15 protein-coding genes and 1 tRNA gene are annotated in these 15198 nt (G+C 61.1%); 10 read left to right on the top strand and 6 right to left on the bottom strand.

The genetic code is table 11. The features are described 5' to 3' along the window. A complete protein-coding gene (locus ACQ4MS_RS04135; RefSeq protein ID WP_431097924.1) occupies window positions 1–189 on the top strand; it encodes a hypothetical protein in 189 nt (62 codons plus the stop codon). 88 nt (window positions 190–277) lie between these two features. Then, window positions 278–877 carry a 2OG-Fe(II) oxygenase gene (locus ACQ4MS_RS04130; protein ID WP_431097922.1) on the top strand — a complete coding sequence of 200 codons (600 nt, stop codon included), beginning with the start codon at window positions 278–280 and terminating at the stop codon, window positions 875–877. Between the two features lie 98 nt (window positions 878–975). On the opposite strand, the gene ACQ4MS_RS04125 is transcribed toward ACQ4MS_RS04130, so the two are convergent. Beyond that, window positions 976–1060 (bottom strand) — tRNA-Leu (locus tag ACQ4MS_RS04125). 39 nt (window positions 1061–1099) lie between these two features. Between ACQ4MS_RS04125 and cysM the strand changes: the two genes are divergently transcribed. From cysM to ACQ4MS_RS04110, 3 genes are all read left to right on the top strand, one after another. Continuing rightward, the gene (gene cysM / locus ACQ4MS_RS04120; RefSeq protein ID WP_431097921.1) at window positions 1100–2002 is read left to right on the top strand and encodes a cysteine synthase CysM; all 903 of its coding nucleotides are present in this window, start codon (window positions 1100–1102) and stop codon (window positions 2000–2002) included. A gap of 118 nt (window positions 2003–2120) precedes the next feature. Next, window positions 2121–2654: an NUDIX hydrolase gene (locus ACQ4MS_RS04115; RefSeq protein WP_431097920.1), complete on the top strand. Its 534-nt coding sequence runs from the start codon at window positions 2121–2123 to the stop codon at window positions 2652–2654. Window positions 2655–2729: 75 nt separating this feature from the next. Then, window positions 2730–2957, top strand: coding sequence for a sulfurtransferase TusA family protein (locus ACQ4MS_RS04110; RefSeq protein WP_007867181.1), 228 nt, complete (start codon window positions 2730–2732; stop codon window positions 2955–2957). Window positions 2958–2975: 18 nt separating this feature from the next. On the opposite strand, the gene galU is transcribed toward ACQ4MS_RS04110, so the two are convergent. Continuing rightward, a complete protein-coding gene (gene galU / locus ACQ4MS_RS04105) occupies window positions 2976–3896 on the bottom strand; it encodes a UTP--glucose-1-phosphate uridylyltransferase GalU (protein ID WP_431097918.1) in 921 nt (306 codons plus the stop codon). 123 nt (window positions 3897–4019) lie between these two features. On the opposite strand from galU, the gene ACQ4MS_RS04100 reads away from it, so the two are divergent. Further along, window positions 4020–5036 carry an NAD(P)-dependent oxidoreductase gene (locus ACQ4MS_RS04100; protein WP_431097916.1) on the top strand — a complete coding sequence of 339 codons (1017 nt, stop codon included), beginning with the start codon at window positions 4020–4022 and terminating at the stop codon, window positions 5034–5036. A gap of 209 nt (window positions 5037–5245) precedes the next feature. On the opposite strand, the gene ACQ4MS_RS04095 is transcribed toward ACQ4MS_RS04100, so the two are convergent. From ACQ4MS_RS04095 to ACQ4MS_RS04085, 3 genes are all read right to left on the bottom strand, one after another. Beyond that, window positions 5246–8182 carry a valine--tRNA ligase gene (locus ACQ4MS_RS04095; protein ID WP_431097915.1) on the bottom strand — a complete coding sequence of 979 codons (2937 nt, stop codon included), beginning with the start codon at window positions 8180–8182 and terminating at the stop codon, window positions 5246–5248. A 114-nt stretch (window positions 8183–8296) separates the two neighbouring features. Continuing rightward, window positions 8297–8497, bottom strand: coding sequence for a DUF2783 domain-containing protein (locus tag ACQ4MS_RS04090; RefSeq protein WP_431097914.1), 201 nt, complete (start codon window positions 8495–8497; stop codon window positions 8297–8299). Next, window positions 8494–10284 carry an FAD-dependent oxidoreductase gene (locus ACQ4MS_RS04085; RefSeq protein WP_431097912.1) on the bottom strand — a complete coding sequence of 597 codons (1791 nt, stop codon included), beginning with the start codon at window positions 10282–10284 and terminating at the stop codon, window positions 8494–8496. Before ACQ4MS_RS04085 ends, ACQ4MS_RS04090 begins: the two co-directional genes overlap by 4 nt. 404 nt (window positions 10285–10688) lie before the next feature. Here ACQ4MS_RS04085 and yaaA point away from each other — a divergent pair, with 404 nt between their 5' ends. The 4 genes from yaaA (at window position 10689) to queF (ending at window position 14269) form a co-directional block, all read left to right on the top strand. After that, the gene (yaaA, locus tag ACQ4MS_RS04080; RefSeq protein WP_431097911.1) at window positions 10689–11465 is read left to right on the top strand and encodes a peroxide stress protein YaaA; all 777 of its coding nucleotides are present in this window, start codon (window positions 10689–10691) and stop codon (window positions 11463–11465) included. A gap of 14 nt (window positions 11466–11479) precedes the next feature. After that, complete coding sequence (locus ACQ4MS_RS04075; protein ID WP_431097909.1) at window positions 11480–12313, top strand: 2OG-Fe(II) oxygenase; 834 nt, start codon at window positions 11480–11482, stop codon at window positions 12311–12313. A gap of 163 nt (window positions 12314–12476) precedes the next feature. Beyond that, the gene (locus ACQ4MS_RS04070) at window positions 12477–13370 is read left to right on the top strand and encodes an alpha/beta fold hydrolase (protein WP_431097907.1); all 894 of its coding nucleotides are present in this window, start codon (window positions 12477–12479) and stop codon (window positions 13368–13370) included. 71 nt (window positions 13371–13441) lie between these two features. Then, window positions 13442–14269 carry an NADPH-dependent 7-cyano-7-deazaguanine reductase QueF gene (queF, locus tag ACQ4MS_RS04065; RefSeq protein WP_431097905.1) on the top strand — a complete coding sequence of 276 codons (828 nt, stop codon included), beginning with the start codon at window positions 13442–13444 and terminating at the stop codon, window positions 14267–14269. 42 nt (window positions 14270–14311) lie between these two features. Here the strand turns inward: queF and ACQ4MS_RS04060 are convergent, their stop codons facing one another. Further along, window positions 14312–15181, bottom strand: coding sequence for an enoyl-CoA hydratase-related protein (locus ACQ4MS_RS04060; protein ID WP_431097903.1), 870 nt, complete (start codon window positions 15179–15181; stop codon window positions 14312–14314). Window positions 15182–15198: the final 17 nt, after the last annotated feature.

Below are 15198 nucleotides of genomic sequence, written 5' to 3'. Positions count from 1 at the left end.
ATGAAAAAACAGCCAACCCCCAAACCCCAAACAGCCAAAGGAATCCCGGAGCGTGAGCAGGAGATCAACCCGGTGGGCAACACCCTGGGTGCCCACAGCAAATGGAGCGCCGTGCAGCGCGTGCGTTTGCCACATAAAGTTGGCCTGCCCCTGGGCTCCGGCGGTGGTGGCGACAGCATTGAGCGCTAATCAAAAAAGGTAATTCCGCTGGAATGAAGCTTCGTTTGTCGCCGCGCCTGGCCGTCTGGGTTTATTCGATTTTCCTTAGGGCCCGTACATGCTTTTAGGATCGAATGTCAAGATCGCTGACGACCTGTTTTCAGTCGAATTCAAAGAGCGTTTGATCGAAACAATGGCATGGGTGCCCATGCATTTTCTGAACCGGTGGGAGCGCTTCAAATCCCATGAACTGGATATGCATTGGTACTACCCCATCGCATTTACCGACAAGCCTTTCACGGAAGACGTAGAGCCGAAATTGCTGGCGCTGGATGACAGCCTTCAGGTGGTCACCGATTGCTGGAACCAGGTCAAGGCCCGGTTAGGGTTTCCCGTGCGCTTGTATGAATGCATGTTGAGCGCCAACACGTTCGGCACAGAGGGCCAGGTGCACCAGGACATTGTGGAAGAGGATCAACGAAGCAGCCATGTGACGGTGCTCGTGTACTGCAGCAAGGAATGGAATATCGCGTGGGCGGGCGAGACACTATTCTTTGATGATCAGGATGAAATTACCGCCGCGGTCATGCCGAAACCTGGCCGCGTGGTGATCGCTGAAGGGGATCCGAAGCATGTTGGGAGGTCGGTATCGCGGATTTGCCCCAACGACAGGCGCGTGCTGGTGTTCAAATTCTGGCGGTTGCCGGCCTGCTCATGACTGAATCCTGCCTGTAGTTTTTCTTTAAAGCCGGCACAACAACCACGTGCGACAAAAAAAAGCCGGATCGGTCTGAAACCGTCCGGCTTTTCGGGATGTGGTGCCCGGGGCCGGAATCGAACCGGCACGCCTTGCGGCGGGGGATTTTGAGTCCCCTGCGTCTACCAATTTCACCACCCGGGCTGCGAGGAGCGAAGCCTCAAATTATGGCACAGTGTGGCCATGAACTATCCAACCATTGAAGACGCGATTGGCAAGACGCCTCTGGTCGCGCTGCAACGCATTTACGCCGCCGAAAACGCCGCGCGCGGCAATGTCATTCTGGGCAAACTCGAAGGCAATAACCCAGCTGGCTCTGTGAAAGACCGTCCGGCGCTCTCGATGATCAAACGCGCGGAAGAGCGCGGCGATATCAAGCCGGGCGACACGCTGATTGAAGCCACTTCGGGCAACACGGGCATCGCGTTGGCCATGGCCGCCGCCATCAAGGGCTACAAGATGGTCCTGATCATGCCGGAGGATCTGAGCATCGAACGCGCCCAGACCATGAAGGCTTTTGGCGCGGAATTGATCCTGACGCCAAAAAGCGCCGGTATCGAATATTCCCGCGACCTGGCCGACCAGATGCAAAAAGAGGGCAAGGGCCGGGTGCTGGACCAGTTTGCCAACCCGGACAATCCACGCATCCATTACGAGACCACCGGGCCCGAAATATGGACAGATACGTCAGGCAAAGTGACACATTTTGTCAGTGCGATGGGTACAACCGGCACGATTACCGGCGTTTCCCGCTATCTGAAAGAGAAAAACCCAGCCATCCAGGTCATCGGCGCCCAGCCCAGCGAGGGCTCGCGCATCCCCGGTATCCGGAAATGGCCGCAAGAGTATTTGCCCAAGATTTACGACGCCAGCCAGGTCGATGAGCTGGTGCTGGTGAGCCAGGCGGACGCTGAAGACATGTGCCGGCGCCTGGCGCGCGAGGAAGGCATTTTTGCCGGCATCTCGGCCGCCGGCGCCTGCTGGGTGGCGCAGGAAATTGCCAAAACCGTGAAAGACGCGGTGATTGTCTTCGTCGTCTGCGACAGAGGTGACCGCTACCTGTCGACCGGGGTATTTCCGGCCTGAGCCATTTTTAAGGCATAAACGGGCTGTAGCCCAAATAAAGCGGGCGCCAGCAGCTATCAAAACAATAGCAAATTGCCATCCCTATTTCCTCTTTCTGCCTTCTTTTCCTCATCTGACCATGACCCACGAATTCAGGTTTTGCCCCAACTGCGCAACCCCGCTGGCCATGGTGTCGCAGATGGAAGACGGCGGCGAGAAGGCGCGCCTGCGCTGCCCAGCCTGCGGCTTCACCCACTGGAACAATCCCACGCCCGTGCTGGCGGCGGTGATTGAATACAACGGCCAGGTGCTGCTGGCGCGCAACGCGGCCTGGCCGGGCAAGATGTATGCGCTGATCACGGGTTTTATGGAGGCGGGCGAGACGCCGCAGGGCGGGATTGAGCGCGAAATCAAGGAAGAAACCAGCCTGGAAACGACTTCGCTGGACCTGATAGGCGTCTACGATTTCCAGCGCATGAACCAGATCATCATCGCCTATCACGCCGTCTGCACGGGAGAGGTCAGCCTCTCGCCCGAACTGGTGGATTACCGGCTTTATGACCTGGACAAGCTCAAATGCTGGCCTGCGGGCACAGGCTACGCGCTGGCCGACTGGCTCCGTACGCGCGGGCATGAACCCGAGTTTGTGGAATGGGCCAAGCGGGTGGAATAAAGCTGGCGATTCTGGGAGGAGTCCCGTGAAGGGGCTTTGCCCATTGCTTAAAATCGCGGCAACCCAAGGATTTTCATGAACATCGACAAAGAACTCGACACCCGCGGCCTGAATTGCCCGCTGCCCATCCTGAAAGCCAAAAAAGCGCTGACCGAAATGCTCAGCGGCCAGCTGCTCCGTGTGGTGTCAACCGACGCTGGCTCTACCCGTGATTTCCAGGCTTTTGCCAAACAAACCGGCAACGAACTGGTCGAGCAGCAGGTCGCCGGCAGTGACTTTATTCACGTTTTAAAGCGCCGTTGATTCTGTAACAGACGGTTATCAGGCCGCCTGTTTCCGGCGTTCCCGTCCTGACCAGCCAATTTGCAGGTTGTCTAGGTAATTCCGGAAATAAACGCCCACTTCAGGGTGCTCCAGCGCCAGCTCTACGGTCGCCTCCAGGAAGCCTTCCTTGCTTCCGCAGTCATAACGTTTGCCCTGGTACTGGAAGGCGTACACGCTCTCATGGCCCAGCAGGCTTGAAATCCCGTCGGTGAGCTGCAGCTCACCGCCCACGCCGGATGTCTGCTTGCGGATGTGCTGAAAGATCGCTGGCGTGAGGATGTAGCGGCCCGCCACACCCATTCGTGAAGGTGCCACCTCCGGCGCCGGTTTTTCAACGATCTTCTTGACTTTCATGAGGCCGGTGCTGGCCCCTTCGGTTGCCACAATGCCGTAGCGTTTGGTCTGGTCCTGTGGCACTTCCTGCACGGCCAGAATGGACTGCTGCAGCGTGGCGAACTGCTCGGCCATCTGCGCCAGCACTGGCTTGCCACCCTTGGGACCGACCATCAGGTCATCGGCCAGCAACACGGCAAAGGCTTCCTGGCCTACCAGGTGCTCGGCACACAGCACGGCGTGCCCTAAACCCAGGGAGCGAGGCTGGCGCACATAGGAAAAATTCATGTCGTCCGGCTGGACTGAGCGCACCAGCGACAGCAAAGCGTGCTTTTGGGCTACTTCAAGCTCATTCTCTAGTTCGTAAGCAGTATCGAAGTGATCCTCTATGGCCCGTTTATTGCGTCCAGTTACAAAAATCATGTGTCGGATGCCGGCCGCATAGGCCTCTTCCACAGCGTATTGGATCAATGGCTTGTCGACCACTGGGAGCATTTCTTTGGGTTGGGCTTTAGTCGCCGGTAGAAAGCGGGTACCAAGGCCGGCAACCGGGAAGACAGCTTTGTTTAATGTAAATTTTTGCATCGACTTTGATCCGGGAAAAGAATAAAGTGTTGCGTTGTTGGTACAGCGCGGGAGTCGGACAATCGCTCGACTTTGCGTGGGCAAGCGACGCGACTGAATGATGGCAGGAAAAGGATTGACTGAGTGGACATCTTACTTCTTGATGCGTTGGTGCCCGAAGCGATGACCTGGCTGGAAACCAGGCATGGGGTGGGGTATCACCCTGAACTCGCGGACGACCTGACTTCCCTGCGCAAGATCGCGTACAAAACCAAAGGCATCGTTTTCCCGCGCCAGACCGTGGTTACGCGCGACTTTCTCGACTTTCTGCCAAAGCTCAAGGCGATCGGGCGCTTGCATGTGGGCACCGACAACACCGACCTGGAGGCCTGCAAGGAGCGCGACATCAAGGTCGTGCATGCCAGCAGCGCCAACGTCCGGTCCAATGCCGAATACCTTTTGAGCAGCCTGCTGCTGCTATACCGCCGCGGCCTTGTGTCGGCCCTGATGGGACGCCGTCACCCCACGACCCAAATGGGGCGCGAGCTTCACGGCAGTACCGTCGGCATTCTGGGTTTGGCTCCGACAGCGCACACGCTGGCCGGCATGTTGAGCGGGCTTGGCGTGCGGCTCATCGGGTATGACCCGGCGGTGCACCACACGGCGCCTATCTGGGAGCGCTTGCGCATACAACCTGTTTCCCTGCCCGAGCTGGTCAGCCAGGCGGACGCCGTGTCCGTGCAAATGCTTTATGCCACCCGGTTCCGCGGCTTCGTGAACGACAAGCTTCTGGCGGGTTGCAAGCGCAGCCAGTTGTGGGTCGGCATCAGCCGCAGTGAATTGTTTGATGAAGGCGCGCTGGCCGCTGCGTTGTGCGACGGCCGCATTGAGGCCTGCATCCTGGATGGCGCCGAAGCGAGTTTCCTCGGTGACACTTCGCCACTCAAAGGGCTGAAGAATCTGTTTGTGACGCCGCGCCTGGGCTCCCACACACGCGAGGCGCGCCTGCGGTCCAGCTGGTATGTCGCGCATCGCATGCATGAAGCCATCAGTGCGCAACACAGCGGGATGGACCAACTGACCAGTGCGCCTATGGATCTGGAGTTGCCTGGTGGTGTTTCGTCTTCACAGTGGTCTGAGCCTGAGGCCATAAGCAGGTAACTGTTGGCCCCCACGTTCGCTCGCTTCGCGTAGCTCTCTGCCCCCGAGGGGGCGCTGCGCCTGCGGTCTGGCAAAGCCAGTCCCGCGGCCCTGCTGGCGAAGAGGACACTTATCTGACCGGGCATGTTGACCTTGTTAGGGCTCGCTTCACATCTCCATCAACAAAAAAAGCCCCGCATTGCGGGGCTTTTTACTGGGTTACCCGTTGACTATTTCAACCGTGCCAGCTGTTCGCGGATCTTGGCCAGGGCTGCCTGGTTATCGGCCAGGCGTTTGCGTTCCTGCTCCAGCACCGCCGGGGGCACCTTGTTGACGAAGGCATCATTGGCGAGCTTGGTTTCGGACTTGATGATCTCTCCTGCCAGCCGAGTTTCTTCCTTTTGCAGGCGAGTCTTTTCCGCTGCCAGATCGACTTCCATGTAAAGGCACAGGCGCGCTTCGCCGACGATGGCCACCGGTGCAGACTGCGCTGCAGCAGCCCAACTAGCCTCTTCGTCGAACACCTTCACTTCGCTCAGTTTGGCAAGTGCCTTGAGCACCGGGGCGACGTCCTGCATGAAGGCCGTGTCGCCCAGCACATAAAGCGGCATGCGCGTGGCAGGAGACACCTTCATCTCGCCGCGCAGGTTACGGCAGGCATCCACCAGCGTCTTCAGCTTGGCCACGTACGCTTCGGCCTTCTCGTCGATCTTTTCAGGCTGGCTTTGCGGATAAGGCGCCACGCCGATGAACTTGCCTGTCTTGCCCGCGATGGGGGCCACGGTTTGCCACAGCTCTTCCGTGATGAACGGAATGACCGGATGCGCCAGGCGCAGGATGGCTTCCAGCGTGCGGATCAGGGTGCGACGCGTGGCGCGCTTTTGCGCATCACTGCCATCCCTGATTTGAACCTTGGCGATTTCCAGGTACCAGTCGCAGAACTCATTCCAGACAAACTGGTAGATGCTGCCGGCGACGCTGTCGAGGCGGTAGTCGGCAAAGCCCTTGGCCACGTCGGCTTCGACGCGCTGCATGGTCGACGAGATCCAGCGGTCGGCCTGAGAAAAACTCAGGTAGTTGTGAAACTCTCCGCCGGGTGCGCATTGTTCCTTGCTGTGTTCTTCAAGCCCGCAATCCTGGCCTTCGCAATTCATCAAAGTGAAGACAGCGGCGTTCCAGAGCTTGTTGCAGAAATTGCGATAGCCCTCGCAGCGCTTGCTGTCGAAGTTGATGCTGCGGCCCAAGCTGGCCAGCGAGGCAAAGGTAAAGCGCAGCGCATCGGCGCCGTAGCCCGGGATACCCGCGGGAAATTCCTTCTCGGTGTTCTTGCGCACCTGGGGCGCAGTCTCGGGCTTGCGCAGGCCTTGCGAGCGCTTTTCCAGCAGGGGCGCGAGTTCGATGCCGTCGATCAGATCGACGGGATCCAGCACATTGCCTTCGGACTTGCTCATCTTCTTGCCCTGCGCGTCCTTCACCAGGCCGTGGATATACACGTGCCTGAAGGGCACCTGGCCGGTGAAATGCGTGGTCATCATGATCATCCGGGCCACCCAGAAGAAGATGATGTCGTAGCCGGTGACGAGCACGCTCGACGGTAAAAAGAGGTCGAGCTCTTTTGTTTTCTCAGGCCAACCCAAAGAGGAGAAGGGCACCAGCGCCGACGAGTACCAGGTGTCCAGCACGTCTTCATCACGCGTGAGTTTTTTACCGGGCGCCTGCTTTTGCGCGTCGGCTTCGCTTTCGGCCACATAGACCTTGCCGTCTTCGTCATACCACGCCGGGATCTGGTGGCCCCACCAGAGCTGGCGCGAGATGCACCAGTCCTGAATGTTGTTCATCCACTGGTTGTAGGTGTTGACCCACTGCTCGGGCACAAACTTGACCTCGCCGCTGGCCACCGCATCGCGGGCCTTTTGCGAAATGGATTTTCCGGTCGGGTCCTGCTCGCTCACTTTGCTGAGCGCTACAAACCACTGGTCGGTCAGCATGGGCTCGACCACCGCGCCGGTGCGCGCACACACCGGCACCATGTTTTTATGCGGCACGGCTTTTTCTAGGAAGCCCTGTTCTTCCAGGTCTTTCAGCACCGCTTTGCGGCAGTCATAACGGTCCAGACCCTGGTATTGCGCTGGGCCGTTTTCGTTGATCTTCGCGTCCAGCGTGAAGATGGTGATCAGCGGCAGGTCATGGCGCAGGGCGACCTGGTAGTCGTTGAAGTCGTGCGCGCCGGTGATCTTTACCACGCCGCTGCCGAATTCCGGGTCGACGTAGCTGTCGGCGATCACCGGAATCTGGCGGTCGCACAGCGGCAGGTCGACCATCTTGCCCAACAGGTGCTTATAGCGCTCGTCGTCGGGGTGCACCGCCAGCGCGCCGTCGGCCAGCATGGTTTCGGGCCGCGTGGTGGCGATGTGCATGCCGCGCAGTGGCGAGCCGTCAGCAGCCTTTTGCGGGCCGTCGCTGAAGGGGTATTCGATGTGCCACATGAAGCTGTCGCGCTCTTCGTTCTCGACTTCCAGGTCGGACACGGCGGACTTCAGGATCGGGTCCCAGTTCACCAGACGCTTGCCGCGGTAGATGAGGCCTTGTTTGTACAACTGCACAAAAGTCGAGGTGACCACCGTCGACATCTTCGGGTCCATGGTGAAGTACTCGTGCTTCCAGGCTACCGAGTCGCCCATGCGGCGCATCTGGCGCGTGATGGTGGTGCCGGATTCTTCCTTCCATTCCCACACTTTGGCGACAAAGTTCTTGCGGCCCAGGTCATGGCGATTTTTGCCTTCGCCCTGCAGCTTGCGCTCCACCACGATCTGCGTGGCGATGCCAGCGTGGTCGGTGCCGGGCACCCACAGCGTGTTGTGGCCGCGCATGCGGTGGTACCGCGTGAGCGAATCCATGATGGTCTGGTTAAAGGCGTGGCCCATGTGCAGCGTACCCGTCACGTTGGGCGGCGGCAGCTGGATGGAGAACGAAGGCCTGGCCGCATCCAGGGTGGGTTCGTACTGGCCGCTTTGCTCCCATTCGGGGCTCCAGCGGCTTTCAATCGCGGCCGGCTCGAAGGATTTGGCCAGGCCGTCCAGCCCCGGTGTGGCGGCTTTCACGGCCCCAGGGGCGGTGTTGGCGGTATCTGCGGGGGTGGCAAGGGTGGGGGCGGCAGCGTTGGTCATGGGGCAATGAAAAACGGCATCGAAGGGATGCCGCCTTGGGTTGGGTGAAACACCCCTGATTTTATTCGACTGGCAGGTTGGCCCCGCCCCGCCGCCGGGGTAGCCCATGCCTGCTCAGGTTTTACGCGCCGCGGTTATGCAGGCCTTCAGCACCACCGTGTCGCCCAGCTGGTTGGCCATCAGCAGAATCAGCCGGGCGTTCAGCAGCTCGGATTCCTCCCGGGAGAGTCCCTGGTGGGCGTCCAGCAGGCATTCATAAAACGCGTCGGCATCCTGAAAATGCAGGCGTGTGGTCAGTGGGGTATCGGGTTTCATACCGTGTCCTTTTCTGTCTGCATGGCTGTGCCCAGTGCGGTGGCTACCGCATGAACCACCGAGGCATCCAGGCTTTCGCCGGTGGCCGCGATATGGCCGTCGGGCCGCAGCAGCGCCCAGGCATGGCCGAAGACATGGCAGGTCGCCTGCAAATGGCCCTCACGGTCGGTCACGTGCTCCACCGCGGTGGCCCGTTCGGCAGGCCCTACTACCTGCACGCAGCGAATGCCAGCTTCTCGGGACAGCGCCGCCAGCCGCGCCAAGCCTGCGGGAGACACATCGCCAAACACCAGCAGCAGCAGGCGCCCTTGGGCCCAGGCCAGCAAGTCCAGCACCTCGCCTGGGCTGCCGTCCGCCCAGGTGAAGCCCACGTTTTGTGTGGGCCGCCCGCCGCCAGCGCCGCAAACGCCGGAGCGCGTGTACTGGTTCGGCGCCGACATGCGCCCGGTGTTGACGAGCTGCCGTGCAAATACGTGCTCGCGCGCCAAGCTAAGCGCTGCCGTGCGAAACAGCCGCTCCGCGCCGTCGGCCGGCCGCAAAAAGCGCGCGGTGCGGTTGGTGACGAGCACGTTGTGCTTCGCCGCCTCATGCCGTTCGTGGTGATAGCTGTCGAGCAGCGCGGGCGCAGCGCGACCCTGCAGCACTGCAGCCAGCTTCCAGGCCAGGTTGTCGGCGTCCTGCACGCCCGAGTTGCCGCCCCGCGCGCCAAAGGGGCTCATCACATGCGCCGCATCGCCGGCAAAAAACACGCGGCCATGGCGAAGACTGTCCAGGCATTCGCTGCGGTAGGCGTAGGGCCCTACCCAAACGATTTCGTAGTCGGCATCGTCCAGCACCTGGCCCGCCTGGCTTTTGAACTGCGCCTTTAGCCGCGCGCGCACCACGTCCTCGCGGCTGACTTCTTCGGGGTTGGCGTGGGGCGGCATCTGGTAGTCGATGCGCCAGACGCCATCGGCCATCAGGTGCTGCCACACGGCACGCCCTTCATTGAACGGCGCTTCTATCCAGGTGTGGCGCTCCACCGGCGGCGGGTTTTTAAAGCGCACGTCGGCAATGCACCAGCGGTCATCGCCTTTTTGCGCGGTGACCGCCGCGCCGCACCAGGCGCGGAACGGGCTGCGCGAGCCGCTGCAGTCGATCACATGGTGGGCTTGCAGAGAGTAGGGGCCGGCTGGCGTTTCAAGCTGCAGCGTGGCAAAGTTGTCGTTCTGCTCAAAAGCAGTGACGCGGTGGCACCAGCGGATGTCGATCAGGCGATTCGCAGGCGCAGGCTGGTAAAGCTGCTCCACCAGAAAGCCCTCGACATAAAACTGCTGGATGTTGATAAAGGGCGGCTGCCGGCTCAGCGAATGCGTCTGCTGCTGGCGCAGGTCAAACGAATACACCTCGTCGGCGCCGGCAAAGGTGCGGCCCACGCTCCACTGCACGCCTTTGGCGGCGATGTGTTCATAAATGCCCAGGCGCTTGAAGATCTCGAGCGTCTTTTGCGCGTAGCAGATGCCGCGCGATGACGCGCCCTTGACGCCCACCGTGTTGTCTTCGTCCAGCAGCAAGGCCTTGACGCCGTACTGCGCCAGCGCGCAGGCCGTCGTCAGGCCCGTGATGCCACCGCCCACAATCACGACGGCGTGGCGTTTGACCTCGCCTGTTTTCAGTTCGGGCGGCTCTACAAAGGGATATTCGGGCAGGACATAGCCTGTTCCCCGGGAAAATTCATAGCAGTTGGTAAACGTGGCCGGCAGTGTGATCGCCGCGGCGCGGCCCTGGCTTGTGTTTGTCTCCGGCATGGACTGCTCCTGCGGTTTTTAAGTGTTTTAGACGCTTCAGCCATACAAATCCGGCGCTAGTAGCTATCAAAAAGATAGCAATCTGGTTTCAATGCCCCGTTGACCTTCTGGCAGGACGGGGCACTGATGGCTTGGGTGTGTATGTTTACCTATCCGTAATCAATTTACCATAACGTAATTGACATTGAAGAAGGCGGAACGCATGGCGCATGCAATCGAAGTCTTGCCCCTGACAGGCACCGGGAGCGACGGGAGTGCCGCCGCGGCGCAGGCGCAAAAACGGCGACGCGCCGGTGAAACGCAAGCTGCCCCCGGCTCACCGACGGCAGACCGTATCGGTTTTCCACTGTGCCGCGCGCCCTGTCGTAAAGTGGGGGTTTCGCCTTATCTCCCGAACCCAAAGCATGCTGTTTCTCATCTCACCGGCCAAATCCCTGGACTACGACACACCGCCACACGTCGCCACCCACACCCAACCGCTTTTTACCCGGCAGTCCGCCCAGTTGATCGACGTGCTCAAAACCCGCACACCGCAGCAGATCAGCACCTTGATGAAGCTTTCCGATGCTTTGGCCGGCCTGAATGTGGCGCGCTACCAGGCCTGGTCGCCCCGGTTCACGGCCAAAAACTCCAAGCAGGCTGCGCTGGCTTTTGATGGCGATGTGTATGGCGGCCTTGATGCCAAAACACTAAGCGCCCAGCAACTCGACTGGGCACAGGACCATGTCTGCATCCTGAGCGGGCTTTACGGTGTGCTGCGGCCGCTCGACCGGATGCAGCCTTACCGGCTCGAAATGGGCACCGCGCTGGCCACGCCGCATGGGAAAAATCTTTATCAATTCTGGGGGACGCAAATTTCCGATTACCTGAACCAGCGCGCGGCGGCGGACATCTCGCCGGTTATCGTCAACCTCGCCAGCGAAGAGTATTTCAAGGCGGTGGACCGCAAGGCGCTCAAGGCGCGTGTGGTGAGCTGCGTGTTTGAAGAGTTCAAGAATGGTAAATACAAAATCATCAGCTTCAACGCCAAGCGTGCGCGGGGGCTGATGGTTCGCTATGCCATCGAGAAGAAGCTGGGCACCGTCAAAAAGCTGGAGGGCTTCGACGCCGAAGGCTGGCGCTTTGATCCCAAGGTGTCCGAACCCGACCGGCTCGTGTTTCGCCGCAAACAGGCGGCCTGAACAGCCTTACGCGCATGAGCTCCCCAGCCCGCACTGACCAGCAGCTCACGCCGGAAGTGCTCGCGTGGATGATGGCGCAGGCAAACCTCGGCCACTCCCGGGAAGAAATTTTCAACGCCATGCTGGCCGCCGGCTGGAACCGCGATGCCGCTACGCGCGCAGTGCAGCTGACGCCAGAAGACCTGGCGGCCGTCGTCGTGCCTGCGCTGGCCCTGCCGATCAGCAACAACATGGTGGATGCCGGCGACAAGTGGGTGGAGATACTTTTTTATGCCCAGCAGCCGAATGTCATCGTGCTGGGGAACCTGTTGGGCCCGAATGAATGCGAGGCGCTGATGGAGGCCGCGCGGCCACGCCTGGCACGGTCGCGGACGGTGGACACCAAGACCGGCGGCGAGGAGCTCAACCCTGACCGCACCAGCGAGGGCATGTTTTTCAGGCGCGCTGAAAACGCCGTGGTGCGCCAGGTGGAGGCGCGCATTGCCAGAATCTTCGGCTGGCCGCAGGAAAACGGTGAAGGACTGCAGGTCCTTCACTACGGCCCCGGCACCGAATACAAACCGCATTACGACTACTTTGACCCAACCGAGCCCGGCACGCCCGCCATCCTGCAGCGTGGCGGCCAGCGCGTGGCAACACTCATCATGTACCTGCACGAGCCCGAGGAGGGTGGCGCCACGGTGTTCCCGGATATTGAAGTCCGGGTGGCACCGCGCCGCGGCAATGCGGTGTTTTTCAGTTACCCGCTGGCACACCCCGCCAGCCGGACTCTGCATGGCGGCGAACCGGTCACCGTCGGCGAGAAATGGATTGCCACAAAGTGGCTTCGGCAGCGGGAGTTCATTTGACACCCCCGTCCAGGCTCACTTCGTGTAGCCCGTTCCCCTCAAGGGGGCGGCGCCTGCGGCCTGGCGAAGCCAGTTCCGCGGCCCCTGCTTGCGGGTGAGCCATGTTGACGCATGGGGGACGCGGCGATTGACGTGACTCGGAGTGTGCGGACCATAATCAGTTATGAAAATACGCACCAACAACATCGATATCGAGATCGAAGACACCCACCCCGGCGACGCTACGGACCGGCCTGTGGTGCTGCTCATCATGGGGCTGGGCATGCAGCTGATTGCCTGGCCGCCGGCCATGGTGCGGGCGATCGCCGACGCGGGCTTTCGGGTGGTGCGCTTTGACAACCGCGACATCGGGCTTTCGCAGCACTTTGACCATCTCGGCTCACCCAGCCTGCTGTGGGAGGGCCTCAAGTTCCGCATGGGCTGGCGCATCCGGCCGCCTTACAGCATCGAAGACATGGCGGCTGACACCATAGGCGTGCTGGATGCGCTGAACATTGGCAAGGCGCATGTGGTGGGGGTGAGCATGGGCGGCATGATCGCGCAGCGCATGGCGGTGCTGGCGCCATCGCGCCTGCTGAGCTTGTCGAGCATCATGAGCTCCAGCGGCGCACGCGGCCTGCCGGAGGCCAGCCCGGCGGTGGCCCGTGTGCTGCTCAGCCGGCCTGCCGGCAGAGGCATGCAAGCCGCCATCGACCACACGGTGAAGCTGCTCAAGGCCATTGGCAGCCCGGGCTTTCCCATGGACGATGCCGAGATTCGCGAAAAGGTCACCGCTGCGGCGCAGCGCAGCTTCCACCCGCAGGGGGTGCTTCGGCAGATGGTGGCCGTTGCCGCCGACAGTGCACGCGCCACGGCGCTGGCCAGGGTGGCGGTGCCGACGCTGGTGCTGCACGGCCAGGCAGACCGGCTGGTACCCATGGCCTGCGGGGAAGACACGGCACGAAGAATTCCCGGTGCGCGTTTCGAAAGCATCGAAGGCATGGGCCACGATTTGCCGCCCGGTGTTGTTGACCGTTTGTTGGCGCTGCTGATTCCGCATTTCAAAGCGGCCAGCTGATATAGCCCCACAGCCCGGGGCTTTGGGCAGGCGGTTCTGGCCTGGAGCCGCTTAGCGGCGAAAATGGGCGCATGAACACCCCTGAACAATCCCAGCTCGGCAAGTCGTCGGCCTATGTCGACCAATACGACGCCTCGCTGCTCTTCCCGATCCCGCGTGAAGGCAAACGTGCCGAGATCGGCATTACCGGCACGCCGCCGTTTTTCGGCGCCGACATGTGGACGGCCTTTGAGCTCAGCTGGCTCAATATGCGCGGCAAGCCGCAGGTGGCGCTGGCGCAGGTCACCGTGCCCTGCGAGTCACCCAACATCGTGGAGAGCAAGTCCTTCAAGCTCTACCTCAACAGCTTCAACAACACCCGCTTTGCCGACGCGCGCGATGTGCGCGAGCGCATACGCGCAGACCTCAATGCCGTCGTCGGTATGGGTGTCGGCATCAAGACGCTGGGCCCCGAGCTGTTTGACCGCGAGCCTGTACATGAGCTTGATGGCCTCAACCTGGACCGCCTGGACGTCGAATGCATCCACTTCACGCCTGCGCCCGAGCTGCTGTTTGCCGAATTCGACGAGCCGCCGGTGGAAGAGACACTGACCAGCAACCTGCTCAAAAGCAACTGCCTGGTGACCGGCCAGCCCGACTGGGGCAGCGTGCAGATCCGTTATGCGGGCTCGCAGATCAACCAGGAAGGCCTGCTGCAATACCTGGTGAGCTTTCGCAACCACAACGAGTTCCATGAGCAGTGCGTCGAGCGCATCTTCATGGACATCTGGACACGCTGCAAACCCATGAAGCTTTCCGTGTATGCGCGCTACACACGGCGAGGCGGGCTGGACATCAACCCGTTCCGCACCAGCCATCCGCAGGCGTTGCCGCCTGCCGTTCGCACCGCCCGCCAATAATTGCTATTAAATCAATAGCTGCTTGCGCCCGTCTTGTATTGGCTAGAGACCGAATTCATTGAAATTCTTGATGGGTGTAAGTGCGGGAAAACCGGCCGCGCGCTTCTCCTTCATGGCCGTTACCGCCTCACGCACATGCGCGTTGCTCCAGATCGCGCCCTGCAGCCAGCCCATCTGCTTGAGCGCGTCATCCACTGAGTGGTCGCGGGTGTAGTGAATCGCCTGCTTGGTGCCCCAGATCGCCACGGGCGGTTTGGCGGCTATTTCCGCGGCGCACTGCATGGCCCCCGCCAGCATGGTTTCGGCTGAATCAAACACTTCATTGACCAGCCCGTAGCCCTGCGCTTTAGCCGCTGGCATCCGCCGCCCCGTGTAGGCCAGTTCCTTGACGACGGCCAGCGGCACCAGCTTGGGCAGGCGCTGCAGCGTACCCACGTCGGCCACCATGCCGATATTGATTTCCTGGATGCAGAAGAATGCGTCGGCGGTGGCGTAGCGCAGGCAGCAGGCTGTCACCATGTCGACCGCGCCGCCGATGCAGCCGCCCTGGATCGCCGCGATCACCGGGATGCGCAGGGTTTCGAGCTTGGTGAAGGTGGACTGCATGTCCCCCAGCATGTCAAAGATGGCGGCGCGGCCTTCGGGACTGGTGTCGTCCAGGGCGATCTCGCTGCCAAAGGTTTCCAGTGCCATGCCGGCGCTGAAATGTTTGCCCGTGCTGGAGATCACCAGCACGCGCGCCTCGCCGGCCTTGTGGAGGTGTGTGAGCACCGCATCCAGCTCGCGCCAGAAGGTGGGGTGCATGGTGTTCATCGCCTCAGGGCGGTTCAGCACCAGGTGGGCGACGTGGCCGGTGGTCGAAAGTTGAAAGCAGGTGAGAGGACTCAGAGGGGTGAGGGTAGTGGCGTTCATGTCGCCACTCTAAGTGA

The sequence above is a fragment of the Polaromonas aquatica genome (assembly GCF_050626995.1).
In the GTDB taxonomy this organism is placed as follows: Bacteria; Pseudomonadota; Gammaproteobacteria; order Burkholderiales; family Burkholderiaceae_C; genus Polaromonas; species Polaromonas aquatica_A.
The sequence above is the reverse complement of the archived record's forward strand: the minus strand, read 5'-3'. Positions and strand labels throughout refer to the sequence as shown.